This window comes from Peptoniphilus harei, from assembly GCF_016726485.1.
Taxonomy (GTDB): Bacteria; Bacillota; Clostridia; order Tissierellales; family Peptoniphilaceae; genus Peptoniphilus_A; species Peptoniphilus_A harei.
Genome location: NZ_CP068103.1, coordinates 24983 through 50929, shown reverse-complemented (window position 1 = coordinate 50929; position 25947 = coordinate 24983). Strand labels below are relative to the sequence as shown.

The 25947-nt window shown below is 29.4% G+C and carries 24 protein-coding genes; 23 read left to right on the top strand and 1 reads right to left on the bottom strand.

The window, feature by feature from the left end:
- Nucleotides 1–45 precede the first annotated feature (45 nt).
- The 5 genes from I6I93_RS00180 (at nucleotide 46) to I6I93_RS00160 (ending at nucleotide 6747) form a co-directional block, all read left to right on the top strand.
- The gene (locus I6I93_RS00180) at nucleotides 46–2124 is read left to right on the top strand and encodes a P-loop NTPase family protein (RefSeq protein ID WP_112890270.1); all 2079 of its coding nucleotides are present in this window, start codon (nucleotides 46–48) and stop codon (nucleotides 2122–2124) included.
- Nucleotides 2121–3326 (top strand): hypothetical protein, encoded by a 1206-nt coding sequence (locus tag I6I93_RS00175; protein WP_112890269.1) that lies wholly within the window; start codon nucleotides 2121–2123, stop codon nucleotides 3324–3326. The genes I6I93_RS00180 and I6I93_RS00175 overlap by 4 nt, the downstream gene beginning before the upstream one ends.
- Before the next feature lie 14 nt (nucleotides 3327–3340).
- Nucleotides 3341–4990 carry a vWA domain-containing protein gene (locus I6I93_RS00170; protein WP_112890268.1) on the top strand — a complete coding sequence of 550 codons (1650 nt, stop codon included), beginning with the start codon at nucleotides 3341–3343 and terminating at the stop codon, nucleotides 4988–4990.
- A 70-nt stretch (nucleotides 4991–5060) separates the two neighbouring features.
- Nucleotides 5061–5267, top strand: a complete 207-nt coding sequence (locus I6I93_RS00165) for a hypothetical protein (protein WP_112890267.1) — start codon at nucleotides 5061–5063, stop codon at nucleotides 5265–5267.
- 229 nt (nucleotides 5268–5496) lie between these two features.
- On the top strand, nucleotides 5497–6747 hold the full coding sequence (locus I6I93_RS00160; RefSeq protein WP_112890266.1) for a YkvI family membrane protein: 1251 nt from the start codon (nucleotides 5497–5499) through the stop codon (nucleotides 6745–6747).
- 55 nt (nucleotides 6748–6802) lie between these two features.
- Here I6I93_RS00160 and I6I93_RS00155 read toward each other — a convergent pair whose 3' ends face one another.
- Nucleotides 6803–8269 carry a helicase HerA-like domain-containing protein gene (locus I6I93_RS00155; protein ID WP_112890265.1) on the bottom strand — a complete coding sequence of 489 codons (1467 nt, stop codon included), beginning with the start codon at nucleotides 8267–8269 and terminating at the stop codon, nucleotides 6803–6805.
- Between the two features lie 111 nt (nucleotides 8270–8380).
- Here I6I93_RS00155 and I6I93_RS00150 point away from each other — a divergent pair, with 111 nt between their 5' ends.
- The 18 genes from I6I93_RS00150 to I6I93_RS00065 all read left to right on the top strand — a co-directional run bounded on the left by I6I93_RS00150 (nucleotide 8381) and on the right by I6I93_RS00065 (nucleotide 25934).
- Nucleotides 8381–8647 (top strand): hypothetical protein, encoded by a 267-nt coding sequence (locus tag I6I93_RS00150; RefSeq protein WP_236587182.1) that lies wholly within the window; start codon nucleotides 8381–8383, stop codon nucleotides 8645–8647.
- A 43-nt stretch (nucleotides 8648–8690) separates the two neighbouring features.
- Nucleotides 8691–8981: a CD1845 family protein gene (locus I6I93_RS00145; RefSeq protein WP_004829699.1), complete on the top strand. Its 291-nt coding sequence runs from the start codon at nucleotides 8691–8693 to the stop codon at nucleotides 8979–8981.
- Between the two features lie 86 nt (nucleotides 8982–9067).
- A complete protein-coding gene (locus I6I93_RS00140; protein WP_050198394.1) occupies nucleotides 9068–10045 on the top strand; it encodes a replication initiator protein A in 978 nt (325 codons plus the stop codon).
- Between the two features lie 14 nt (nucleotides 10046–10059).
- A complete protein-coding gene (locus tag I6I93_RS00135; RefSeq protein ID WP_005956106.1) occupies nucleotides 10060–10917 on the top strand; it encodes an ATP-binding protein in 858 nt (285 codons plus the stop codon).
- Between the two features lie 14 nt (nucleotides 10918–10931).
- Nucleotides 10932–11423 (top strand): PcfB family protein, encoded by a 492-nt coding sequence (locus tag I6I93_RS00130; protein WP_050198395.1) that lies wholly within the window; start codon nucleotides 10932–10934, stop codon nucleotides 11421–11423.
- A 197-nt stretch (nucleotides 11424–11620) separates the two neighbouring features.
- Nucleotides 11621–11827, top strand: coding sequence for a hypothetical protein (locus I6I93_RS00125; RefSeq protein ID WP_019117252.1), 207 nt, complete (start codon nucleotides 11621–11623; stop codon nucleotides 11825–11827).
- Between the two features lie 44 nt (nucleotides 11828–11871).
- Entirely contained in the window at nucleotides 11872–13674 is a 1803-nt protein-coding gene (locus I6I93_RS00120) for a VirD4-like conjugal transfer protein, CD1115 family (protein WP_112890264.1), read from the top strand.
- A gap of 151 nt (nucleotides 13675–13825) precedes the next feature.
- The gene (locus I6I93_RS00115; protein ID WP_048949717.1) at nucleotides 13826–14692 is read left to right on the top strand and encodes an Abi family protein; all 867 of its coding nucleotides are present in this window, start codon (nucleotides 13826–13828) and stop codon (nucleotides 14690–14692) included.
- Nucleotides 14693–14883: 191 nt separating this feature from the next.
- On the top strand, nucleotides 14884–15207 hold the full coding sequence (locus I6I93_RS00110; RefSeq protein ID WP_002838912.1) for a hypothetical protein: 324 nt from the start codon (nucleotides 14884–14886) through the stop codon (nucleotides 15205–15207).
- Nucleotides 15208–15423 (top strand): Maff2 family mobile element protein, encoded by a 216-nt coding sequence (locus I6I93_RS00105; RefSeq protein ID WP_002838961.1) that lies wholly within the window; start codon nucleotides 15208–15210, stop codon nucleotides 15421–15423.
- Between the two features lies 1 nt (nucleotide 15424).
- Entirely contained in the window at nucleotides 15425–16288 is an 864-nt protein-coding gene (locus I6I93_RS00100) for a VirB6/TrbL-like conjugal transfer protein, CD1112 family (protein ID WP_005956620.1), read from the top strand.
- Between the two features lie 17 nt (nucleotides 16289–16305).
- On the top strand, nucleotides 16306–16563 hold the full coding sequence (locus tag I6I93_RS00095; RefSeq protein ID WP_019107263.1) for a hypothetical protein: 258 nt from the start codon (nucleotides 16306–16308) through the stop codon (nucleotides 16561–16563).
- Complete coding sequence (locus I6I93_RS00090; RefSeq protein ID WP_002838958.1) at nucleotides 16563–16901, top strand: PrgI family protein; 339 nt, start codon at nucleotides 16563–16565, stop codon at nucleotides 16899–16901. The genes I6I93_RS00095 and I6I93_RS00090 overlap by 1 nt, the downstream gene beginning before the upstream one ends.
- Nucleotides 16898–19393, top strand: a complete 2496-nt coding sequence (locus tag I6I93_RS00085) for a VirB4-like conjugal transfer ATPase, CD1110 family (RefSeq protein ID WP_112890602.1) — start codon at nucleotides 16898–16900, stop codon at nucleotides 19391–19393. The genes I6I93_RS00090 and I6I93_RS00085 overlap by 4 nt, the downstream gene beginning before the upstream one ends.
- The gene (locus tag I6I93_RS00080) at nucleotides 19365–20330 is read left to right on the top strand and encodes a DNA-methyltransferase (RefSeq protein ID WP_112890263.1); all 966 of its coding nucleotides are present in this window, start codon (nucleotides 19365–19367) and stop codon (nucleotides 20328–20330) included. Before I6I93_RS00085 ends, I6I93_RS00080 begins: the two co-directional genes overlap by 29 nt.
- A gap of 9 nt (nucleotides 20331–20339) precedes the next feature.
- A complete protein-coding gene (locus I6I93_RS00075; RefSeq protein WP_112890601.1) occupies nucleotides 20340–23306 on the top strand; it encodes a C40 family peptidase in 2967 nt (988 codons plus the stop codon).
- A gap of 19 nt (nucleotides 23307–23325) precedes the next feature.
- Nucleotides 23326–23583 carry a hypothetical protein gene (locus tag I6I93_RS00070; protein WP_033646981.1) on the top strand — a complete coding sequence of 86 codons (258 nt, stop codon included), beginning with the start codon at nucleotides 23326–23328 and terminating at the stop codon, nucleotides 23581–23583.
- Nucleotides 23580–25934 (top strand): leucine-rich repeat protein, encoded by a 2355-nt coding sequence (locus I6I93_RS00065; RefSeq protein ID WP_112890600.1) that lies wholly within the window; start codon nucleotides 23580–23582, stop codon nucleotides 25932–25934. The genes I6I93_RS00070 and I6I93_RS00065 overlap by 4 nt, the downstream gene beginning before the upstream one ends.
- Nucleotides 25935–25947 lie beyond the last annotated feature (13 nt).

Here is a 25947-nt window from a genome sequence, read left to right as displayed (position 1 = left end):
TTAAAAATCGCCCTTTTTTTAACTTGAATATTAGGGAGGATTCTCATGAAGAATAACAACTTGGATAAGCAAGCTATACCTACTTTAGAAGAAATACAAAGATTATACGAAGATATCTTGAGAGAAGATGTGGCTGAAGAAGAATTTTCTAAAGTAGAATCAGGAGAATTTTTTAAAAACTTTAGAAAATATGAAGAAAAACCAGTTAGTATAATACAGGAAAATAATATAATAAAGAAGTACCAAGATTTTTTAAAAGAAGAGAGAAATAAACAAAGAAAAATAATAGAAGAACTTGAAAACTTAATTGAATATGAAATGTTTTTCTTGGAGTTGGAGAGAAATAAGAATAAGGAATTATATAATAGTAATTTTTTCGGAAGCACACCAGCCACTAGGTACAGGGTAAATAAAATAAAAGAATATGAGAGAAAATTAAAAGAGATTATAAACTCATCACCTGATGCCTGGGAGTTTTATTATCATAGACAATTAATGAAAGATATTGAAACTGGTTACAACAAGGGCCTTGTAGAGGTTAAGTATGTGCTTGACGCAAAGAAAAAAATTATAAGTTCTTTAAAGCAAGGCACCCCTGTATATATAGTTGGACATCTAGGTAGTGGTAAAACCCAAATAGCAAGAGAAGCAGCTATTGAATTTACACTAGAAAGTATTATTCAAAAAGAATTAGAAGAAGATTTAGAAAATTGGTTTTTAAAGAATACTAATGCTAATGAAGAAGAGGCTATCGAAAAATTTAAAGAACTAAGAAAATCTAAACTTAAGCACTATAAAAATCTTTTAAGAGAAGGTAATCGTGAAGAAGTAGAGGCAATCTATCCATACTTTATTTCTGGATCCTACAACCTAACTTATGAAGATATGTTTGTAGAAAAAACTCTTTCTCTTGAGAAAGCTTCTTCCAATGAAAGCAATTTGGAACTAATTGATGAAGTTGTAGACCAATACTTTAGTTGGATTAAAGCCCATGGTAAGGACTTAGAAAACCTAGACTCTGAAAAACAGGACCTTATTAAGTCTAAACTTTGGGATAGTATTTCAGAAATTTTTATAGCTAGAAATACAATTTATGGAACTGTAGTTAAGAAGATTAAAAGAGAAATTTTGTTGGCAGTTAAAAATGGGAGACCCGTTATTATAGATGAACTTAACACTATTGCCATGCAAAACTTAATTGCTCTTAATGACATCCTTCAAAGTAAAATTGGATCTAAGGCCTATGTTACAGGTATTGGTCCAGTGAAAATAAAAAAAGGATTTGGTCTCATAGGAACAGGAAACCTATCGACTGAGTCTGTAAGCTATGAAGGTACAAATGAACTAAATCCAGCTTTTAAATCTCGTTTCCAAACAATAGAATATAATTATGTAAATCAGAATACTATTGGTTCCTTAAAAAATCAAAGTGATAATAAGAAAAATGAATTATTTAGAATATTACTTGTGAGACTTGCAGATAACAATGGAAACCTCCATCTTCCAACTCCTAGAAGGACCTTAGAAGAAATATTTAGACTCTCACAACTTTCAAGAGTGACACAAGAAGTATTTATGGGAAAACTAATATCCGAAGAAGGTGAAAACTCATCAGAAGATATTCCTGAACTTAAAGAATCAGTTTTATCACTTAGAAATATTTTAAGAGTTTTAGATAATTGGAATCTTGGAGAAGAAAAAGACTTGAGTCTTGCCTTATGGGATGGATTCATTAGTTCCATAACAAGTCCACAAGACCAAGCCTATATCCTATCTCAAGCTGTGCGATTTGGTTTCTTTAAAGAATCTGAAGGATGGACAATTAGAAACCAAAATCTTGGAAAAGTAACTTTAGAATATGATGAGATAAGAACTAGGCCTTATGAATATACAAGAGGGGAAACTGAATCCTTATCATATCTTGACTTGATCAGGATTTTATTTGGTCCTCAACCAAAAAGAGAAAAATTACCAGCTTATTTTAAAGATTTTATTGATGATATCAAGGATAAAGATAATATTTCTATTGAAGAGTATGAAGATTTGAATAAAAGATTAAATAAGTTAGAACACTCTAAATTTCTATTAGATTATTTAATAGACTTAGGAAAAGAAGGAAAATGAAGTTCTCTATTACTACAAAAGAATTTGAAGAAAACTTAATAAAATTAAGAGAAGAATTAAATAATAGTTTACTAAAAGGCAAGAAAGTAAGTGATGATTTCGAAGACGAATTATTGGAGCTCGAAGAAAAACAAAAGGAAATGGAGAAAGAACTACTGTCTTATTATAGGTCTTATGGTGACAATATCTATAAAAGTAAGATTGAAATTACTTCAATAAAGCTAGAAGGTTCTTTTGATCCTGAATCTTATTTAAAATCTTCTTTAAAAATTGATGAAGACATATTTTTATTTTCCTATATAAACCAAAAACTTCATTTTGCTAGGATACTTGATGAAGGCGTTGAAAGAATAGAATTAAGTCAAGCTGTTAAAAACATTGAAGACCTTATTATTTATATGAAAAAAATTAATGATAATAAAATTTTAGCTTTTTCCATAAGTGGGGGAATTTATATCTTAAGCTATGAAGATATTGACAGTGTTTTTGAGAATATTAATAGCTTAAAGATATATAAATTTAAAACATATTTTAAGGGATTTGAAAATGTGATTAAATTAGGAAATAATAAATTTTTATTACAGACTTTGAAAAATGACCTTACACTATTAGAATTTAATGAAGACTATTCTGACTTTAAATTTATTATTGAGGAGGAGATTTCCATAGAAGAAGATGAAATATCCTCTTTAGTGGGAATAGGAGACTCAAAATTTTTAATGGGCACTAGAGAGGGCTTCCTCATAGAAGGAGAATACAAAATAAATCATATTATCGTGAAGGAAAAGATAAAAATCTTTGAGGGACCTCTTAATAAATTATGGATTTTAGAAAATTTCAATCGTCAAAAAGAATATTGTGCTTGTTTAGGAAATGATGGAAACTTTGCTCTTTTTAATTTCAGAAAAAATAAAATTATAAAATTAAAGAGTGAAAAAATTGCGGGAAAGCTTTTTGAAATAAAAAGCAAGAATGGAACTAGTATCTTCTTAAGTGAAGATGGACTTGTATATGTTCTAGAAGAAAAAATGGGAGAATGGGAGTTAAATGAGGATCTAACGAAACCTGACCTTTTTATTGTAAATGTAATGGCAAAAGATTCATCATCTTATTTGTGTCTTGATATTTATGGTAATTTTTTAAATATTAAAATAGACCACTTGGATTCAATTAAAAAATTATATAATCTAGAATTATTCTAAAGGGAGGGAGATAAATGTTTGGAATTAATAAGGAATCCTTAGATGAAGGAAAATTAAAAAAAGAATCCCAAGAAAATCTCAAAAGTTTTATAGAAAAACAAAAGCAATCTCTCTCTACCTTTACAAGAGAACCAGGACTTAGGTACATTGGATTAGAAAAACTAGAAAAGTTCTCCTTTAAACCCAAGGAAGGTGTACTTTATCTACCCTTATCAGTCTTTATTGAAGAAGATCTAGATAACAGTGAAGTATTGTGGCATATCTACTATGAATTAGCCCTTTATCCAGATTGGAAGAAAAATGCGATTTTTTATTTAGAAAGAGAAAAAGTTTGGAAAAATGAAATAGACCAAATGACTTTTTATATATATAAAAAAGTTAATGAGCTTTTAGAAGAAGACAATAAAATCGAGAAAAAATACTTGAGAGAGTATGTAAAAAAAGAAATTTTAGATTTTTTATTTGAAATTGATAAATATACAAGGTTTTTAAGAGTTCTTGAATCTTGTCCTCAGTATAGAGATGAAGAAGAAAAGGGAAAAATCTTAAATTATATGAAAGAGACAAAAGATAAGGAAGAATTATTTTCCGACCTAAATCATCATGGATTTTCCAAGAGTTTTTTATTCTATAGTCTCTATAAGGACGATGAAAATTATAAATCTAAAATATTAGAAAAATTTGATTCAAGAGTCTTATCTAAATCAATTTATGAATTTTTAAACAAGGAACTTATAAAAGAAATAAATGATGATAAAGGAATAGTAGAAAGAGATCCTCTAATAAAAGCTTTTATATATCCAAGTTTTAAAAAATTTTGGTTAGAAGAAATTGATTCCATGACAACTAGGTCCAGCGATGGCGAAAATGATGGAGAAAAGTTCTTTGAAGAGAGTCAGGATAAATCTCAAGGAAGTAAACTTGAGTCTAGTAGGGAAGATGTAGAAGAAAGTTTAAAAGAACTTATAAATCAAGAACCTAAAAATATATCTTCTTTTGATGAATTTGATGAATCTGATTTAAAGTCCTATGGAATAAGTGAAGATGAAATTGATCTATATAATTTTTACGTAAACAAAACAAAAACACAGAGAGAAGAGATGCGTAAGTTTTGGAAAAAATTAATTGGATCTGCAAAAAAGGAAATAAATGTAGAAAAGAATAGACAAGCAAAAGGGAAGATCAATGTAAATGATTTAATTTATAGTTTTCCAGACTTTGTTGAGGCAGAGCAAAGGGGAAATTATAAGAATCTTAAAATTTTTGATAAAAATTTCTTAGAGTCACAAAATAAATTATTACCAGAAAAAATTGAAATTTCATTTCTAATAGACAACTCTGGTTCAATGAATAAAGAAAAAATCGAAGCAACTAGAAAAACTCTAGCAGTTAGTCTTTTATCTATACAAGATTTTAATAGGTACTTGCAAATTGAAGCGGGAAAGACTAACCAAAAAATTGAAGTTTTAACAGAGTCTTGGTTCTTTGGGAAAAATCATTACAAAATTAAGGATTTTGACGATACCAATGATTTAGAAAAAAGTAAAATAATTTCTTCCATAGTCAAAGTTGATGCAAGTGATGGGACAACAGATGACGGAGCCTGTCTGAGAGAAATCTATAAAAATATAAGCCCTGAGCAAAAAAAGAAGAATAAAATCTAAAAAGGAATATAAAATAATTTTTGAAATAACTGATGGTGCCTCCACTTTTCCTGGAGCAACAAAAGAAATTGTGAAAAAATTAGTGAAGGAAGACGTAGAAATTTATGCAATTCAAATAGGTAAAATCTCACAGATTGATAGTAAAACCTTTAATTATATTTGGAATGACTCCTTCAAATATCCTCACGGAATTATCTTAGGAGAAGAGTTCCACAAATTAACAGAAGAACTTTTAAAAGTTGTCAAAAAGAATTTGAAGTCTATTTTTCATTCATAATTTAAAATTTATAAAAATCTCTTGGTTTATAAAAGCCGAGAGATTTTTTAACTTTATGGCGTAAAATAATCGTATATCTTTATTTTGGAGACTTTACATTTAATTATTTATGAGAATGTTAAAGTAAACATGGAAATATAAAGCTTCATAAAACTAGTAAATTTGAAATATAATATCATTGTGGTAATATATAAGGGTTAATAAATTTAAAGAAGATTAAGGAGAACAAATGAATAAGAAAACCATAAGCATAATACTGGCCTATGTTGGCGTACTTACAGGAGCAGGCCTGGCCAGTGGTCAAGAAATTATGCAGTACTTTATTTCCTTTGGTAAGCCAGGCCTTTTTGGCCTAGTAGCAATTGGAATACTTCACATTTTTGTCGGTGGCATTATACTTCAACTGGGAAGCCACTTTATAGCTGAAAGTCACATAGACGTTTTAGAAGAAGTTTCAGAAAAATTCGTAACAAAGTTTATGGATTTTGCCTTGCTTCTAAATTGCTTTTTAATGGGCTTTGTAATGATAGCAGGAGCTGGCTCCAATTTAAATCAACAATTTGGACTAGCAACTTGGGTTGGATCACTAATTTGCACAATATTAATTATTGTAGTGGGAATGATGGACTTCGAAAAGGTAACTAAGGTAATTGGAGTTTTTACTCCATTAATTTTAGTTTTTACTTTAATAGGAGGATTTCACACAATAATAAATGCAAACCCAGATTTTAATGCCTTAGATGCCCTTGGCAAATCAATACCATCATCTTTACCCAATGTTGCCATTTCAACTATAAACTATTTTGGACTTTGTATGATTTCAAGTATTTCTATGGCCTTTGTACTAGGTGGTACTAGGACAGACTCATCTCAAGCAAGAGTTGGGGGAATGCTAGGTGGTAGTCTTGTGGCAATACTAACAGGGCTAGTTGGAATCACAATATTTTTAGGCCTTAATGACGTAATGGATGCAGACATTCCAATGCAAATAATACTAAATAACATTAATCCATACTTGGGACTTGTTATGTCCTTAGTAATCTTTGGAATGATATTTAATACAGCAATTTCGTTATTTTATTCAGCTGCGAGAAGACTTTCTCTTACAGAAGAAAAATTCAAAAGAAATCTAGTAATTTTCACCCTATTAGGATTTGGTCTTTCCTTTATGGGCTTCAAGAAACTTATGGCAATTCTTTATCCTATACTTGGATTCTTGGGCACTGCCTTAATTATAATTTTAATTGTAGCTTGGTTTAAAGAGAGAGATTCAATAAAGTCGGAAAGTAAAAAGCGTGACCAGATGGAAGAGCTTACAAGAAAAAAATTAGATGATGATGAAGAATTTAGTAAAAAAGATAGAAGAAAGTTAAATGAACTTGCTGAGTCATCTATTATTGACGACGATAAAATAAAGGAAGCCGTTGAAGAAGAAATAGAAGAAGAGATGGAAGAAGAAAATAATAACGATAATGAATAAAAAGAAGACTGGAGAGGTTTTAAAACTTCATCCAGTCTTTTTCTTTTAAATTAATTTATCTTTTCTTTTTCATGGAACCAAGGATTCCTCTTGCAATCTCACGACCAATAGATCTTGTTATAGTGCCAATCATGGAATCAATTCCTTTATCGATGTAAGATTTTTGTTTACGAGAAGCTTTTTTCTCTTTTTCCAATTCTTTTTTACGAAGTTCGTACTCTTCTTCTCTAGCCTTATCAATCTTATCTCTTTCAATCCTTTCCTTGAGAATTTCATAAGCAGACTCCCTGTCTATGGAAGTCTTGTATTTTGAATAGAGAGAAGAAGATTCTACGAGAGATCTTAGTTCAACATCATTTAGACTTGAAAAAGAAGAATGGGGTGGTAAAATTAATGCCTTGTCAGCAAAACTTGGTGCGCCATCTTCATCTGGGAAGGAAACAATAGCTTCTCCAGTTCGTAAATTAATGATTTCTTCTTTTAAGTCCAATGACTCATCTTGTCTAAAGCTATCAGCAACAGCCTTAATAGTTTTTAATTCTTTAGGAGAATAGGCTCTTAGTTGATGGATAATTCTGTTTGAAAGTTGAGAAGATACTTCTTCCGGAATATCTAAAGGATTTTGACTTATAAAAAAGACACCAACTCCTTTACTGCGAACAAGCCTTACAACTTGAATTATCTTTTCTTTTAAAACATTAGGTGTGTTTTTAAAAAGCAAATGAGCTTCATCAAAGAAGAAGACTAGCTTAGGTTTTTCCAAGTCACCAACTTCTGGAAAATTCTCATAAATTTCTGAAAGAAGATACAATAGGAGCATAGAATATAAAAGAGGATTTGTAATTAATTTATCAGCCTTTAAAATATTTACAAGACCCTTGCCATTAGAATCAGTTTTTATGAAATCATTAATATCAATTGCAGGTTCCCCAAAGAATAAATCCCCACCAGCATCTTCAAGGAAGAGGAGTTTTCTTGAAATAGAAGATAAACTTTGGCTTGCAACATTGCCATAATTTTTGCTAACCTCCTCACGGTTGTTACTTACATAATTTATAACTTCCTTTAAGTCTTTTAGATCAATTAATAAAAGTCCTTCACTATCGGCAACCTTAAAGACAATATTTAAAACTCCCATTTGAGTGTCATTGAGGTCCAAAATTTTTGAAAGCATAAGGGGACCCATTTCAGAAATAGTTACCCTAAGCGGAATTCCTCCTTCTTGATAAAGGTCCCAAAGGTTAAGAGTGTAGGCTTTAAAATCAAAATCAGAGATTCCAAGTTCATCAAGTCTCGACTCTAGATTTTCATTCATCTCTCCAGGCTTAGAAATATTTACAAGATCTCCCTTAACATCAGCAAGTATACTTGGGACACCTGCATCAGAAAGACCTTCAGTCAAAACCTTTAAGGTTACAGTTTTTCCACTACCAGTTGCTCCACTAATAAGTCCGTGTCTATTTATTTTATTTAAAAGAATATAATTTTCAGATTTTCCCTTTCCAATTAAAATTTTATCCATAAGAGCCTCCACAATAACTTTATAATATAATTTTATTATAACAGAGAAAAGACTTGATAAAATAAGATTTTATAAATGATATAATAAACTAAAAGATTGGGAGGTCATGTTATGGAGTACTTAAAAGAGATTTATAAAATAAAGACAGAGGACTTTGAAGAAGATTCATACTTAAGAAACATTCCCTCACTAAAAAATTTTCAAGGTTTAAAAATAGAGAAGCCAGTTACCTTTTTTGTAGGAGAAAATGGAAGTGGGGACAGTGATATAATGATGACAGATACAATAAATCCATTAAAATCAAAGTTTAAAGGCTTCCACAAAACTTTTAAACAAGACGATTTAGGATTAAGTCTGTCATCTTTTTTATTAAATTAACAAAAAAGAAAAGAAAACATAAGTAATAAGGATTGAAGAGAATATGATAATATTTAGAGTTTTTTTCAAAATCATATTGTTTCCTATTAGTATAGCGTTAAGTATCATCACTCTATTTTTAACGTTTGTATTAGGACTTAGTACAATATTTTTTAAACTGATTTCATTTATCGCTATTATGGGATTTTTAGGATCTGTTTATCATGGAGAAAAAGCACTTGCTATAGAGGCAATTATACTAGCATATCTTTTTAGTCCTTATGGTTTACCAGTGCTAGGATATTTTATTATAGAAGGGATAGAAGAGGTGAATGAAAGAATAAAAACAATTTAAATATAAAAATAAATAGATTAAAACGATGAAAAAGAGATAGCAAAATCAAAGCTATCTCTTTTTATATGAAAAGAAAGGGGGTTATGATGAAAGAAATAGTTAAATTTGAATATTATTATGGCAATGAAGCAGAACAATATTCATTTTTTAGGATTCCCAAAACTTTGTTTACCGACTTAAATTTTAAAAAACTATCCGTAGAAGCAAAAATTCTTTATGGAATTCTACTCGATAGAATGAGCTTGTCAATTAAGAATAAATGGTTAGATGAAGAAAACAAGGTATACATCATCTATACCATAGAAGAAATTATGGAAGTATTAAATTGGGGGAGAAATAAATCGGTCAAAGTAATGAAAGAAATTGAAGAGATAGGATTATTAGAAAAAAAGAGGTTAGGACTTGGAAAGCCAAATTTACTTTATGTAAAGAACTTTATTTACACAGAAAATAATAAAACTACAGAAGTTTCAAAAGCAAACCTCAAGAAGTTTAAAAAACAAACTTCAGGAAGTTTAGAAAACAAACCTCAAGAAGTTTCAAAAGAGGACTCTAATAATACTAATATTAATAATACTGAAACTAATAATACTGATTTTAATAATACCACCCCCATATCCCCCTTAGAAAAGCTAGGAGAAAAATCAAAAAAAACTTTGGAGGAGGAAGAATTAAAAGAAACTATAAAAAAGAATATATCTTATGAAACCTTTGAAAAAGTAAGAATAGAAGAAAAGAAGCAAGTAGATGTAATGATAAATGTACTTGTAAAAGCCTTAACTAGCTTTACAAACATTAAAATAGGAGGGAGGCATATATCCAATGAAAGTTTTAAAGAAAAATTTCTAAGTCTTAACTATAAACACATAGACTATGTTTTGAAATACCTAAGAGAAAATGCTCCAAAGGATATTAGAAACATTAATGCCTATCTACTGACTCTCTTATACAATGCAGATGAAAATATTAGAAACATAGAAGTCATAAAGAGAGAAAATCAGAAAAGAGAAAACTTTGACTATAGTAACGATGAGGATATATGGAGAGAAATTTTAAATACTTGATAGGAGAGGAGCATATGGAATTAATAAAAGAAATCCTAGAACAGAAAATAAAAAATGCAGAAACAAATAGTCCATCAAAAGATGAAGAAAATAGGAGTTATATAGATCAAGAAACAGGATTAAAATATTGTGCAAAATGTAAAACACCAATTGAAAAAGAAATAGACTTCTTTGGAGAAATAAAAAAAGTTGGTATTTTATGTCAATGTAAAAAAGAAAGACAAAAATTAGAGGAAGAAAAAAGAAAAGAAAATAAAAGGCTTTTGAAAATTGAACACTTAAAAAAAGAGTGTTTTTCTGATCCCATCCTATTAAATTGGAATTTTAAAAATATGGACAAAGATAGTGAGCATGAAAAAGTAGCAAAAAACTATGTGGAAAAATTTGATGAAATATATGAAAATAATATAGGATTAATTCTCACAGGGAATGTGGGATGTGGAAAAACATATCTTGCAAGTGCTATAGCAAATGCTTTACTAGAAAAAGAAATATCAGTCAAAATGACAAATTTTTCAGTAATTTTAAATGATATGACTAACTTTGAGATTGATAAGAGTAAGTATATAGATAACCTAAATCATAAGAAACTATTAATTATTGATGATTTTGGAATGGAAAGAGATACAGATTTTGCAGCTGAGCATATCTTTAACATAATAGATAGTAGATATAGAAGTGGGAAACCATTGATTATAACAACAAACTTAAATATATCAGCTTTAACTAATCCTGAAACTATAAAAGATAAAAGAATTTACTCAAGGATACTTGAAATATGCAGTCCCATTATATTTACAGGAGAAAATAGAAGAATAGAAAAAATGAAGGAGAAATCAAAATTAGCCTATGAAATATTAAAAAAAGAATGAAAGTAGGTGAGTGAATGCAAAATGATGATATAAATAGCAGAACAATAGCCATAGTAAAAAAAGCAAGTATAGTAACAGCCAAGCAAGTTATAAATTTGATGAAGAAAATATTAGAAATAAATAAACATAAAGAGCAGACAGAACAGTCAAGACCCTTAGAAAAATTTAAAAAAGTAAAAGTAAAAGACCTCGTAAAAAAAGGTAAAGTAGAAACCTTAGAATTAAATGACATAGACTTAAAAGCATTGAAAAAAGAATTAAAAAGATATGGGGTGAAATTTTCCATAAAGAAAGATTTAGAAAATGGAAACAACATTATCTTTTTTCAAGCAAAAGATATAAAAGTAATGGAACAAGCTTTTAAAAAGACAGTCCAGAAATTTACTAAAGATAAGTCAAGAAAAAGGAAATCTGTAATAGAAAGGCTTAATGACTTCAAGGATAAAGTCAAAGATACTATTGACAGAGATAAGGTTAAACATAAACATCAGGAACAAAGTTTATAATAAAAACACTTGGATATATAATATATATGATGAGAAGGCATGAATAGCTTTATTGTTGAATACTATGAAAAAGAAGATGGGAATCATCCAGTAGAAGAATTTCTCTTATCTATAGATAAAAAATGAGAACAGAAGCATTAGGGAAAAAACTAAAAAATACCTTTGAAAGTAAAATATAAGTATAATGGTGGTTCAAAATGACAAATAAAAGAATATGTCCCATATGTAACTCAAAGATGAGGCAACAGTTTATAGGTTTATTACATTGCAAGTGTGGTATAAGCTATCATAAAGATTTAGGATATTTTAAAAGAAATGAAAATATGATGTTTGTCTTGGAAAGAAAAAAGATAGGTAAAAAAATAAAACAAGTTCCAGTAATAAGATATAAAAAAGATAAATAAAATACTAATGGGTAGAGAAATCTACTCTTTTTTATGGAGAGGAAGTGATTAATTCGAAAATACTAAATGAAATAATAAAAGATATAAAAAATGTTTTTAAGATAAGAGATAAGAAGAAATTTGTATTAGAAAATCTTCCTTACCTCTTATTTTTTTATATAGGAAATATCTTTGCAAGCCATGTCAACTCTTATGTAGGAGGAGATATAATAGATAGAATTCTAGTAGCTTTTAGTCAAATAGATACTTTAAAATATATTCCATCATTAAAAATAAAAAACTTTATACCCAGTCTAATTCTATCAGTAGTTATTAAGTTAATCCTTATACAGAAAAAGAAAAATGCAAAAAAGTTTAGAGAGGGCAGAGAATATGGATCGGCAAGATGGGGAAATGAAAAAGACATTGAGCCATACATTGACAAGAAGTTTGAAAACAATGTGCTACTAACTCAAACTGAAAGACTTACCATGAACAATAGACCTAAAAATCCAAAATATGCGAGAAATAAAAATGTAATGGTAATTGGAGGTTCTGGTAGTGGTAAAACAAGGTTTTTTGTAAAGCCAAATCTCATGCAAATGCACTCTTCATATGTAGTAACCGATCCAAAAGGAACATTAGTCTTGGAATGTGGGAAAATGTTGGAAAGAAATGGATATGAGATAAAAATACTAAACACAATAAACTTTAAAAAATCCATGAGATATAATCCCTTTGCATACTTGAAAAGTGAAAAAGATATTTTGAAATTAGTACAAACAATAATTGCAAATACTAAGGGAGAAGGAGAAAAATCAACTGAGGATTTTTGGGTGAAAGCTGAAAAACTCTATTACACAGCACTTATAGGATATATCTGGTATGAAGCTCCTAAAGAAGAACAGAACTTTACAACTTTACTTGCTATGATAGATGCAAGTGAGGTAAGAGAAGAAGATGAAAATTTTAAAAATGCAGTAGACTATATGTTTGAAGCATTAGAAAAAGAAAAGCCAAATCATTTCGCAGTAAAACAATATAAGAAATACAAACTTGCAGCAGGAAAAACTGCCAAATCAATCCTTATATCCTGTGGAGCAAGGCTTGCTCCATTTGATATCGAAGAACTAAGGGACTTAATGAAAGAAGATGAACTGGAGCTTGATACACTTGGAGAAAAGAAAACAGCTTTATTCGTAATAATATCGGATACAGATGATACATTTAACTTTGTAGTATCAATAATGTACTCACAATTATTTAATCTATTATGTGATAAAGCAGATGATGAATATGGCGGAAGACTTCCTGTTCATGTGAGATGCCTACTTGATGAATTCGCAAATATCGGCTTAATTCCTAAATTTGAAAAGCTGATAGCAACTATTAGAAGTAGAGAAATATCAGCTTGTATAATATTACAGGCACAATCACAACTAAAAAGTATCTATAAAGATAATGCCGATACCATAGTTGGCAATTGTGATTCTACATTATTTTTAGGGGGCAAAGAAAGAACAACATTAAAAGAATTATCTGAAAGCCTAGGCAAAGAAACCATAGACCTATATAACACATCAGAAACAAGATCAAATCAAAAGAGCTTTGGTTTAAATTATCAAAAAACCGGTAAGGAACTTATGAGTCAAGATGAAATAACTGTAATGGATGGTGGTAAGTGTATATACCAGCTAAGAGGAGTAAGACCTTTCTTATCTGATAAATTTGATATTACAAAGCATAAGAATTACAAGTTATTGGAAGATTATGATAAGAGAAATATATTTGACATAGAGAAATACCTGCAGAGAAAAGATGAGGTTAAGTTAAAAGAGAGTATGGTAGTTGAAATATTAGATGAATAAATTTAAAATTAGAAGTAAGATAGATATTTAGGAAAGATTAAAAGGAAATACTTGACAAAAAATATTTTATAACATACAATAATTTCAACAGCACCCGACACGCCTCTTAACAATGCGGACCAAGTCGGGTCATTTGATTTTAGGAGAAAAAATGAAAAAAATCTATCAAGAACCGATTAGTATAGATAATCAAGTAAAAAATTTAATAGATTTAGGACTTTTAGTAGAAGATAAAACTTATGCTAAGAAAATTCTTGGAAGAATATCCTATTACAGGCTGATTAAAGCTTATAGTATCACATTAAAAAAAGATGGAAGATATATATCAGGAATAAGTTTTGAAGATATTGTAAGTTTATATAAATTTGATAGAGAACTTAGACAACTCATATTTGAAATAATAGAACATATTGAAGTTTCTTTAAGAGCAGTTATCACAAACTATTTTTCTTTAAAATATGGAAATTTTGGCTACAAAGATTTGTCAAATGTGGGAAAATATAAAAACAGATATAAAGAAGCATTAAATGATTTAGAAAGAGAAACAAAAAGAAATAGACGCTCACCATTTATAAAAAACTTTAAAGACAATTATGAAGGTGGAGAAATTCCACTCTATGCAGTGATAGAAGTAGCAAGTTTTGGAACTTTATCTAAAATGTATAAGAATATGAAAAATGAAGATAAAAGTAAAATTGCAAAAGTCTTTCATACAGACTACCATTACTTTGAATCTTGGATAGAAAATTTTGCCTATATAAGAAATATATGTGCCCATTATGGCAGGCTATATGGAGCAAAGCTTACAAAATCACCAAAGCTATATAAAGAATATTTAAAAAATAATATTTCAAACAATACAATATTTGCTACATTAGTTAATCTTAAAATAGTTTCTGAAGAAGAAAATTACAAAAAATTTTATCATGATCTAACAGCACTAATAGCAAGATATGAAAATATTGAATTAAGACATGTTGGCTTTATAGAAAACTGGAAAGAATTACTAAAACCATAAAATTAAATAGAGAAATTTACACCGAAAAAAAACATTTCGGTGTTTTTTTATGCCCAAAGGAGGAAGAATGAAATATATACGAGATGAGCCGAAAAAATAAGATACAGAGAAAAATGAAATATTAATGAATTAGAAGTAGAAGCGATAGAGAAAACTATCGCTTTTTTTATGGAATAAAGGAGATAGAACAAATGGAAAGAGAAATGCTAAATATTAATGGAAATCTAGTAGGAGAAATAAAAACAACTGCAATAGATACAAAGGAAGGAGAAAAAGAGGTAGCTAACTTCACAATAGTTAGAAAGAACAAAGAAGAAGGAAAGGTTAAAAAAGAATATATCTACTGTAATCTCTACGGGGAAAAGGCAAAAAGTGTGAAGGAATTTAAAAGTGGAGAATACATCCATATTTTTGGATATTTTAAGGAAACAAAAAAAGAAGACAAGACATTTAAAAATTTTATCGTAAAGCATATAAATAAAATTGAAAAAGAAGAAAAAGAGGAGGAAATATAAATGGAATTTTTTACACAAGCAGTAAATGTATTAAAAATATTAGTTACAGCAATTGGTGCAGGGCTTGGAGCATGGGGTGTTATCAACCTGATGGAAGGTTATGGGAATGACAACCCTGGTGCTAAATCTCAAGGTATTAAGCAGCTTATGGCTGGAGGGGGAATTGTACTCATAGGTTTAAAACTAATACCGCTATTAGCAAACGTGTTAAAATAAAATGTTTAATATAGTAGATAAGATCAAAGAGTTTTTTTCGGAGATACTTATTGATATGATCAAGGAAAATTTAAGCGGAATGCTCCTTGATATAAATGACAAAGTATCAACGATAGCAAATGAGGTAGGAAAGACTCCAAGTGGATGGAACTTGGAGGTTTTCCACTTCATAAAGTCTATTTCAGAAAATGTTATACTTCCCATAGCAGGTCTTATCATAACGGCTGTACTATGTATTGAATTAATTCAAATGGTAATGAACAAAAATAATATGCATGACACAGATACCTTTGATTTTTTTAAATATATGATAAAAATGTGGATAGCGGTATGGCTTGTATCTCATGCTTTTGACTTTTCTATGGCAGTATTTGATGTGGCACAGAATTTAATAGGAAAGGCAGCAGGTGTGGCAAATGCTAGTGCAAAAGTTTCTCCGGGTGATATAGCTAATATGGTAGATAGCCTAAAAGGAGAGTCAATAGGAAAATTAATGACTATAGTACTAGAGACATCAATTGTAAAGATGATAATTCAAGGGATATCAATACTCATTACAGTTATTCTATACGGCAGGATGATAGAAATATATATTTATACTTCAGTTTGCGCCATACCTTTTGCCACAATGGGTAATAAAGAATGGGGAAGTATTGGAACAAACTATATAAGAGGGCTCTTCGCACTTGGCTTGCAAGGTTTATTCTTACTTATATGCGTAGGAATTTATGCCGTACTTGTTAAGACTTTAAATATATCAGACATACACAAAAGTATTTTTGAATTACTAGGATACACATTAATACTTGGGATAACTATGATGAAATCAGGAAGTATTGCAAAATCAATTTTAAATGCTCATTAATAAAAAAGGAGAAGATGATGAAAATTAGAAGAAAAAAGGACAAAAAAATTAATTTAAAAACACTTGGAACAATAGGACTCCCAATACTTTTAATAGGGGGATATATTACAAGAGAAATACAAAATAGAATGATTATAAGAAAAACATCGGAAGTTTTAGATAATAGAGAAGAAACGAATGAAAAAGTATTAGAAATAGCAGTGAATATGGGAAAATCATTAGAAGATCTGAACAGAGAAGATATATATGGCTTTTACTTAGAGGGTTTAGAATAATGGCTTATGTAAATGTCCCAAAGGACTTAACAAAAGTAAAAACAAAGGTAGCTCTAAATCTAACAAAAAGACAATTAATTGGCTTTACAATTGCAGGTCTAATAGGCTTTCCAGTATATTTAATGGTAAAAAAAGTGCTGCCTAATGACCTATCTATGTTAATCATGATAGGTGTGTCTTTTCCTATAATATTTGCAACTCTTTATGAAAAGGACGGGATCTATTTTGAAAAATATTTAAAGTATATTATAGATAAGAAAAGACAGACAAGTATAAGGATATACAAGACAGAATGTATTTATGATATAAAGAAACAAAGAAAGGAAAGGAGTAAATGAATCAAATACAGAAAAAACAACAGAAAAAATTAAATCAAGAAAAAAGAAATTTAAAAAAACAAAAAGAAGATTTAAAAAGCATTAGTATAAGTCAAAAAAAGATGAAAAAAGCAAATATTTCTAAAGAAAAAGGAAAGCCCAAAAAGAAGCTTTCCTTTTTTGGTGGGAAGAAGAAAAAGAGTGTTCAGGAAACAATCCCTTATTTAAGAATGTTGAGAAATGGGATTTGCCAAGTTGAGAAGAACAAATTTAATAAAATGATACGTTTTTTAGATATTAACTACCAGCTTTCAACAGAAGAAGATAAGGAAAGTATATTTAATGAATTTTCAAGTTTTTTAAACTATTTTGATCCAAGTGTTGATATAGAACTTTCATATATTAATCGCATAGGAAAAAATGAAGAAGTAGAAAAAAACATCAATGTTCCGGATAGAAACGATTCATATAATGAAATACGAAAAGAGTACAGGGAAATGCTAAAAAATCAGAGTCAAAAAGGAAATAATGGACTTACTAAATATATGTATATCACCTTTAGCTTACAAGCACAAGATTTAAAAGAGGCAACTACAAGACTTGAAAGAATGGAAATGGATATATTAAATAACTTTAAGAAGATGGGAGTAAAAGCTTATGTATTAAGTGGATATGAAAGGTTAAAGGTTATTCACGATATATTAAATCCGAATAAGAATTTTGTTTTTTCCTTTGAAGACCTAAAATATAGCGGGCTATCTACTAAGGATTATATAGTACCAGCATCATTTAACTTTTCATCTAACAATCAATTTAAAATTGGAGAATACTTTGGAGAAGTAAACTTTCTACAAATTCTAGCACCTGAATTATCAGATAGATTATTATCAGAATTTTTAGGAGTTGAAGAAAATATGATTGTAACATTTCATATAAATTCCATTGATCAAACAGAAGCTATAAAGATGATTAAAAGAAAAATAACAGACTTGGATAAAATGAAAATTGAAGAAAATAAGAAGGCTATAAGATCAGGATATGATATTGATATTCTTCCAAGCGATTTAATTACCTATGGTAATGATGCTAAGAAACTGTTAGTAGAACTTCAAAATCATAATGAGAGAATGTTTGTCATAACTATTTTGTTTACAAATATGGAAAAAAGTAGAAAGAAATTGAGTAATATAATTTTTCAACTAAATTCAATAGCAGGTAGGCATAATTGTGTATTGAAAAATCTTAACTATAGACAGGAACAAGGACTAATTTCCTCCCTGCCACTTGGAAAAAATGAAATCGAAATAAAAAGAGGACTTACAACTAGCTCTACAGCAGTCTTTATTCCTTTTACAACAGAAGAGTTGTGCTTAGAAGGAGAGAGCTTATACTACGGATTAAATGCTTTAAGTCGTAACATCATTATGACAGATAGAAAGCTTTTAAAGAATCCAAACGGTTTAATACTTGGAACACCTGGTAGCGGTAAATCTTTTTCAGCTAAAAGAGAAATTACCAATGCTTTTTTAATTACACAAGATGACATCATTATCTGTGATCCGGAAGGGGAGTATGGAAATTTAACTAAGGCACTAGGTGGAGAAGTTATAAAAATATCGCCAACAAGTAAGGATTATATAAACCCGTTGGATATAAATGTAGACTATGCCGATGAAGACAATCCCTTATCTTTAAAGTCTGACTTTATTCTTTCACTGTTTGAACTTGTAGTAGGAAAGGAAGGGTTAAGTGCAGAAGAAACTTCAGTAATTGATAGATGCCTTCCAATATTATATAAGAATTACTTCGACAATCCTATTCCTGAAAATATGCCAATTTTAGAAGATTTATATAATTTACTTTTAAAACAAGAAGAAAAGGTAGGGAAAAAATTAGCAGTAGAAATGGAAATTTATGTCAAAGGTAGTCTTAATGTATTTAACCATAGGACTAATGTAGATACAGGCAATAGAATTCTTTGCTATGACATTAAGGAATTAGGAAAGCAACTTAGAAAAATAGGTATGTTAATTGTTCAAGATCAAGTATGGAACAGAGTAACTATTAATAGGAATAAGAAGGAAACCAGATATTACTGTGACGAATTCCATTTGCTTTTAAGAGAAGAACAAACAGCTTCATATTCCATAGAAATCTGGAAAAGATTTAGAAAATGGGGTGGGATTCCAACAGGATTAACACAAAATGTAAAGGACCTTTTAGCCAGTCCTGAAATAGAAAATATATTTGATAACACAGATTTTATCTTAATGCTTAATCAAGCTAGTGGTGATAGGGAAATTTTAGCGAACAAGTTAAATATATCTCTTTATCAGTTATCCTACGTAACAAATTCCAATGAGGGAGAGGGATTACTATTCTACGGAAACACAATAGTACCTTTTGTAGATAGATTCCCTAAAGATACAAAATTGTATAAGTTAATGACAACTAAACCAGAAGAATTAAAGGAAGGGATAGAAATTGATAGACAGAGAGAAGTTAAAAACTAACTATATTATTAATTTAGATGCAATTTCTGCTCTAAAGGAATTTCCAGATAAAACATTTGATTGCTGTATTACATCTCCTCCATATTATGGACTTAGAGATTATAAAGCAGAAGGACAAATTGGAAGAGAAGAAAGTCCGGAGGAATATTTAAATAAATTAATTAAAGTCTTTAGAGAAGTAAAAAGAGTATTAAAAAAAGAAGGAACACTTTGGGTAGTTATTGGAGATTCTTATGCAGGTACAAGAAGCAAAAAAGAATATAAAGATCCTAAAAACATAGAAGGAAGAAGTGGTCAAAAAGAGTCTATTACAGAAAAACTCAGTGGCTACAAGGCAAAAGATTTAATGGGGATACCTTGGCAACTAGCTTTAAAATTAAGAGAGGATGGTTGGTATCTAAGAAGCGATATTATTTGGCATAAGGAAAATGCCATGCCTGAGTCTTGTAGAGATAGACCATCAAGGTCCTATGAACATATCTTCCTACTATCAAAAGCAAGAAAGTATTTCTATAACTTTGACGCTATGAAAGAACCAATAAAAGAAATAAGCAAAAAAAGATATATGAGGGCAAGGGGAAATAATAATAAGTATTTACAAGAAGGCACAGGAGCTAAAAGACAGAGCATAAATGAAGCAAGAGAGTATGGAGAATATATAGGAGATAATGTCCCTAAGTTTAGAAACAATAGAGATATTTGGACTATTAACACCAGTGCGTTTAAAGGAAAACACTATGCGGTATTTCCACCAAAACTGGTAGAACTTTGTATAAAAGCAGGATGTCCTAAAAAAGGCTTAATTCTTGATCCTTTTATGGGTTCAGGAACTGTTGGAATGGTAGCTATTAGGATGGACAGAGAATATATTGGAATTGACATAAACAAAGACTACTGTCAAATAGCTAAAGAAAGGATAGAGAAAAATATGAAATAGGAGGTATATATGAAAAAGAAAGGGAAAGTAAACCCGAGAGATGTACCAAAGACCAAACTTATATCAGAAAAGAAAGAAGAAAGCAATGAAAAATTCAGTAGTACAGAGAGAACATCAGATTTTTCAAAAAAAGAAATTAATAAAGTAAAAAGCAGGAATAACATAGACAATAATGATGAAAACTCTAAGTATTATTCATCTCATTTGCAAGAAAATAGTCAGGATTTATTCAACGAAAAAGATAAGTCAAATAGAGGAAGAAGACAAAGAAAAAACCATGAGGAAAAATTTTCAGAAACTATCTATCATAATGAATATCAGCCAGAATATTCGCAACAGCAGCATAGAAAAATGGAAGAAAATGAGGAAAGTAGATATGGTGAATATTACGGGCAAGAAACAGAATACAGGCTAAGTAACTTTAAAGAAGATTTTAATGATAGACCAAATTCAACTAGCTCTAATTTAAAAAGTAGCACTTCTCCCCAAAAAAATTACAAGGGGAATAGTAATTTAAAATGGAAGAAAAACGTTGAGAGTGAAAGTTTTAATGGTGTGCAAGAGAAAAAAATAAGGAGATTTAGAAAAGAAGAAGATAAGGATTTTAATATAGAGGTAAGTTCAACATATGATCCCTTATCGCAGGACTCAGATAATGATGGTGTCATAGATCGCTATGACATGAACTTTAGTGATAGCAATGTATCATATAGGGACACAAGAGATGACTATAAGTATTTACCATCTTCTGATGTGCAAAGAAACAATTGGGATGATTTTTCTATTCTTGGTAAGAATAGGAAAGAAAGTTTTCAAAAAAACACATTAAAAAAACTTTACCAATCTCAAAGTCAGTTTAAGGACAAAGGAGAAAAAGCAGAATTAAAATCTTTAAATGGGAAGTTTAAAAGAAAAGACCTATCATATAAGGCAAATGAAGAAGATAAAAAAATAATTCAAGACCTGAATACTAATAAAAAACAAAATAGCAAATATTTCAAAGGCAAAGTTAGAAATTTAGAAGAAAAAGATATGCTAATGGGTAAGGTTTCTAGTGGGAAATTTAGACAGGATAGCCTATCTGAAGGATTCAAAAGTGAATCTGAAAAAAATAAAGACAAATATAATATAAATAAAAAGAATCAAGAAAAAATAGGCACGAAAAAAGAAGTCTTCAAACAGGAAAAAAGCGTAATAAAAAATGAGAATCTTGAAGTAGATGAACTTGATTTAAATCATAGTGGAATTTCTAATAAAAACAAGGGAAAGAAAAGACAAATAAAAGACGATTTTGATAATACTATAAAGAAAAGTAATTTTGATCCAAAGGAAGAATACACCAGGACAAAAAAAGAAGTACAGGATTCCAAAAAATTATCTGAAGAAAATAAGGTAGACAAAAAAAATAAAACTAAATTTCATTCTAAAAAAGATAACAAGAGTGAAAAAGATAAGTTTTATAAAAAGGAAGATAAAGTATCAAAACTATATGAGAAAAAGAATAAAAAGGAAAAAGAGTTAATTAAGGATAAGAAAAAGTCAAAAAAAGCGGGTTTAGAAAAACCTATTACTTTTGCGAGTGCTATGACGGCAAACTATCTATATAGTGGGAAAGATGATAATGCAGGCGTTAATGCTGCTTATAAGCTTAGTAGAACTACCGAAGCTATTGGCAGAGAAATTAGCCATTTTAGAAGAAAAAAACCTTTAAAAACTCAAAGAAAAATAAAATCTTTAGAAGGAAAAATTTATAAGAAAGAAAGTAAACTCCTCTTTCAAAGAAATTTTGAAGAATTGAAGAAGACTAAAGCTTATCAAAACTCTAATAAATTGAATCGATTTTTTATGAAAAAGAAGTTTCAGAGAGATTTTAGGAAGAAACACGGGGAAGGTTTAGTAAATAGAATAAAGAAATCTTTCGCTAATATTGGAAAGAAAACATTGGAAGTTTTAAAAAACAAAGGATATAAGCAAATTTTAATTGCCCTTTGTATTTTAGGACTTTTTTTTATGCTATTTCAAGGAATTAGCAACGTTGGCAGTCTTACTTCAGGATTAACAAGTAATGTTATAGCTACAAGCTATCTATCAAAAGAAGAAGTTTTAATGGATATTAATAATGAATTTACAAGTTATGAATATGCATTACAAGATGAAATAGATAGTATTAAAGAAAATTATCCAAATTATGATGAATATCATATAAAAGGAGATTCTGTTGGTCATGATCTACACGAGCTTTTTAGCTATTTAACAGCAAGATATGGAGAGATTAAGTCAGCTGAAGAGATACAAAAGGAATTAAAAAAACTATTTAATCAAATGTATGAGAAAAAATATACTTCAAAGTCTATTACAAAATATGACAGTGAAGGAAATCCATATACCTATAGAATTCTAACATTAACTATAAAAAAGAAAAGTATTGATGAAATAGCAAGAGAAGAATTTGCAAACTATGAAACAAATATGGCTCATTATTTAGCTTTACTTGATAGTCAGGGAAATATGAGTGGATATTTTGGATCAAGCTATGGGAACTTGGGAGAGATTATAGACAATCCAAACTTTGGAAATCCCGGTCTTGCTTTTGATTCTGAAACTGCCAAAGCCTTATTTAATGAAGCAGAAAAACATATAGGCAAAAGATATGTGTTTGGAGCAAGTGGACCATCTAACTTTGACTGTTCAGGTTTTGTATGTTGGTCATTTACAAAGTCTGGTGTAAAGAGAATGCCAAGAACTACAGCTTGGCTTATTTATAAAAACTATTGTAATCCAATATCTCCAAGCGAGGCAAAACCTGGGGATATTATTTTCTTTAAAGGCACATATAATTCCGGTACGCCAATTTCTCACGTAGGGATATATGCCGGAAATGGAATGATGCTCCATGCAGGAGATCCTATCCAATATGCCAGTATAAACTCAAGGTATTGGAAAAATCACTTTTATTCCTTTGGTAGACCAAAATAAGGGGAAGGAGTAAAAATCTATGAATAAAAAATTAATTAGAAACATAGAAAAACAGAAGAATTTAAGAAAGAAAAAAGAAGAAATTGAAATAGAACTTCAGTTATTAGCAGAGGAACAAGAAGAAATAGAAAATTTAGAGGTCATCAAGGAATTTCGAAGTCAAAAAATATCTCTTGATGAATTTTTATTTATTATTAGAAAAAATAAGGAAGAAGAAAATAGAGAAAGACAAGAACTTAAAAGAAAAGATACAAATGAAAGTGAGGAAAATTTATGAAAAAAATAACAAGTGGAATTTTAGCTGTGATAATGCTACTTGTAAGTCTAGTGAATATAGTGGCTGTAAGTCCTGTATATGCAAGTACAGATTATAAGGTAGAGTGGACGGAAGATGATTTTATGTATTCCTCTGAGGGAAATATAATTGCCTTTAGTGATAAGGGCTTAGAAAAGAAAGAAAAGACAAATGTTCTAGTATTTCCTGAAGGAACAAAATCTATAAATGGAAATTATTCTTTAAGTCATTTAAACGATGAACTTAGATATAAAAGAGAATTTGGGCGTGGCAAACATTGGGATAAAGTAATTATTCCTGATTCTGTTAAGCATTTAGGCTATGCTGCCTTTTACGATGCAAGTATAGACGAGGTAAAACTATCAAATAGTCTAACTTATCTTGGTGGTTTAGCATTTTTCAATTGTGGACTTAGAGAAGTGACTTTACCTGATACTTTGGTAAATATTGAACATAATGCTTTTGAAAGAAATAATCTTCAAGAAATAACTATACCGAAGTCTGTGAAGACAATTGAACAGTATGCTTTTTCAAGAAATAAATTGCACACTATAAAAGTTTTAGGCAATCCAAACATTAACAGTAAAGGAGTATTCCATAATCAAGATGTTGAATATAGACCAAAACAAAATCCATTTTACGAAAATCATTTTGGTTTCAACGGAAATCAAGGATTCAAATCTATTCCTAATGGATTAAGGTTTGAAAATGGAGAGTTTGTCTTTGATAAGAACGTAGATAGTGTAGAACTTGAATTTGATTATAACAATGATATGTATCAAGGAAAGATGACTATATACAATCCAAATAAATATTCCATTGATACTCAAACTGATTTGACAGGACAAGATATTGATGAAAAGGACAATAAGATTGATGATTTAACTAAAAACATTAAGGACTTAGAAAATCAGATCAAAGACTTAAATGATAAGAAACAAGAAGATCAATCAAAGATAGATGAGTTAAAGGAAAAGTTAGAATCTTGCAAAGATAATGGAGAGAAACTAAAACAAGAAAAAGCTAGGCTAGAAGAAGAAATTAGAGATAAAGACAATAAGATTGCTCAATTGAATAAAGAAATTGAGGATCTTAAAAATTCTAACAATGATGAACTAATAGCAGAAATTACTCAGCTTAAAGATGAATTAAAAAGATTACAAGATGAAAATGCAAAACTAAAAGAAGATTATTCATCTACAAAATGGGAGTTAGAAGCTGAGAAAGAAAAGACAGATAAAAACGAAAATAAAATCAAAGAAATGCAAGAAAAGCTTGAGTCTTTAGAAGGAGAACTTGCAAAAAAGACTAAAGAAATTGAGGATAAAGATAATAAAATTAAGGGCTTAGAAAAAGCTCTTGATGAAAAAGATAATAAGATAAAAGATTTAGAGTCTAAAAAGAAAGAAACAGAAAATTCTAAGTCAGAATGCTGTAAGAAAATTGAAGAGCTTCAAAAGGCTATTGATAGTTTAAAAGAATCTTCTGAAAATACAAAAAAAGAATTAGAAGAGAAGATTAAAGGACTAGAAGGAAAACAAAAAGCTTCTGAAGAAGAAATTAAAAAGCTAAAAGAAGAGTTAGATAAGAAAATTGAAGAAGCCAAGAAGTTAATCGAGGAAGCAAATAAAAAAGCTAAAGAAGAACTTGAAAAGCAAGCTAAAGATGAAAAAGAAAAAAATATAAACCAAGGCTTATCTAAGAAATTAGATGAACTTCTAAAACTCCAAAAAGAAAACAAAGAGAAGAAAGAAGATAAGAAATCTCAAGATAAGAAGTGGGACGAACTTTTGAAAGCTGATGATAAGAACATCCTAAATCAATTTGATCTTAACAAGATGAAAAAGCAAGAGGAACAACAAGGTAAAAAACAAGTTAAAGATGAAAAAGAATTTGCAGTTTTCCAAGTAGACAAAAACTTCTATAACATTATAAAAGATGGAAAGAAAACTACTGTGTATATGGATGTAAAAGCATATATTAAGGATAATCGCATTATGCTACCTGTTAGATATGCAGCTTATACTCTTGGGTTTAATGTAGAATATGATGATAGTAAGAGAGAGGCTATCTTTTCAAATAAAGAAAATACAGCCTTACCTAAAAAAACTCTAAGATTAAATATAGATACTGGTGTTATGAAAGATAGTCAAGGAAACATTTATCATTCTGACACTAAACCTGTAATTATAAATGGAAGAATTCACGCATCTATTTCCAATATAGCTAAAGCTTTTAATGCAAGCTGTGGGGATATAAGAGATGAAAAAGATCAAAGTATAGAATGGGATAATAGCAGAAAGGCAGTTTATGTCTTCAAGAATATAAAGTAAGAAAAGGAGAGAA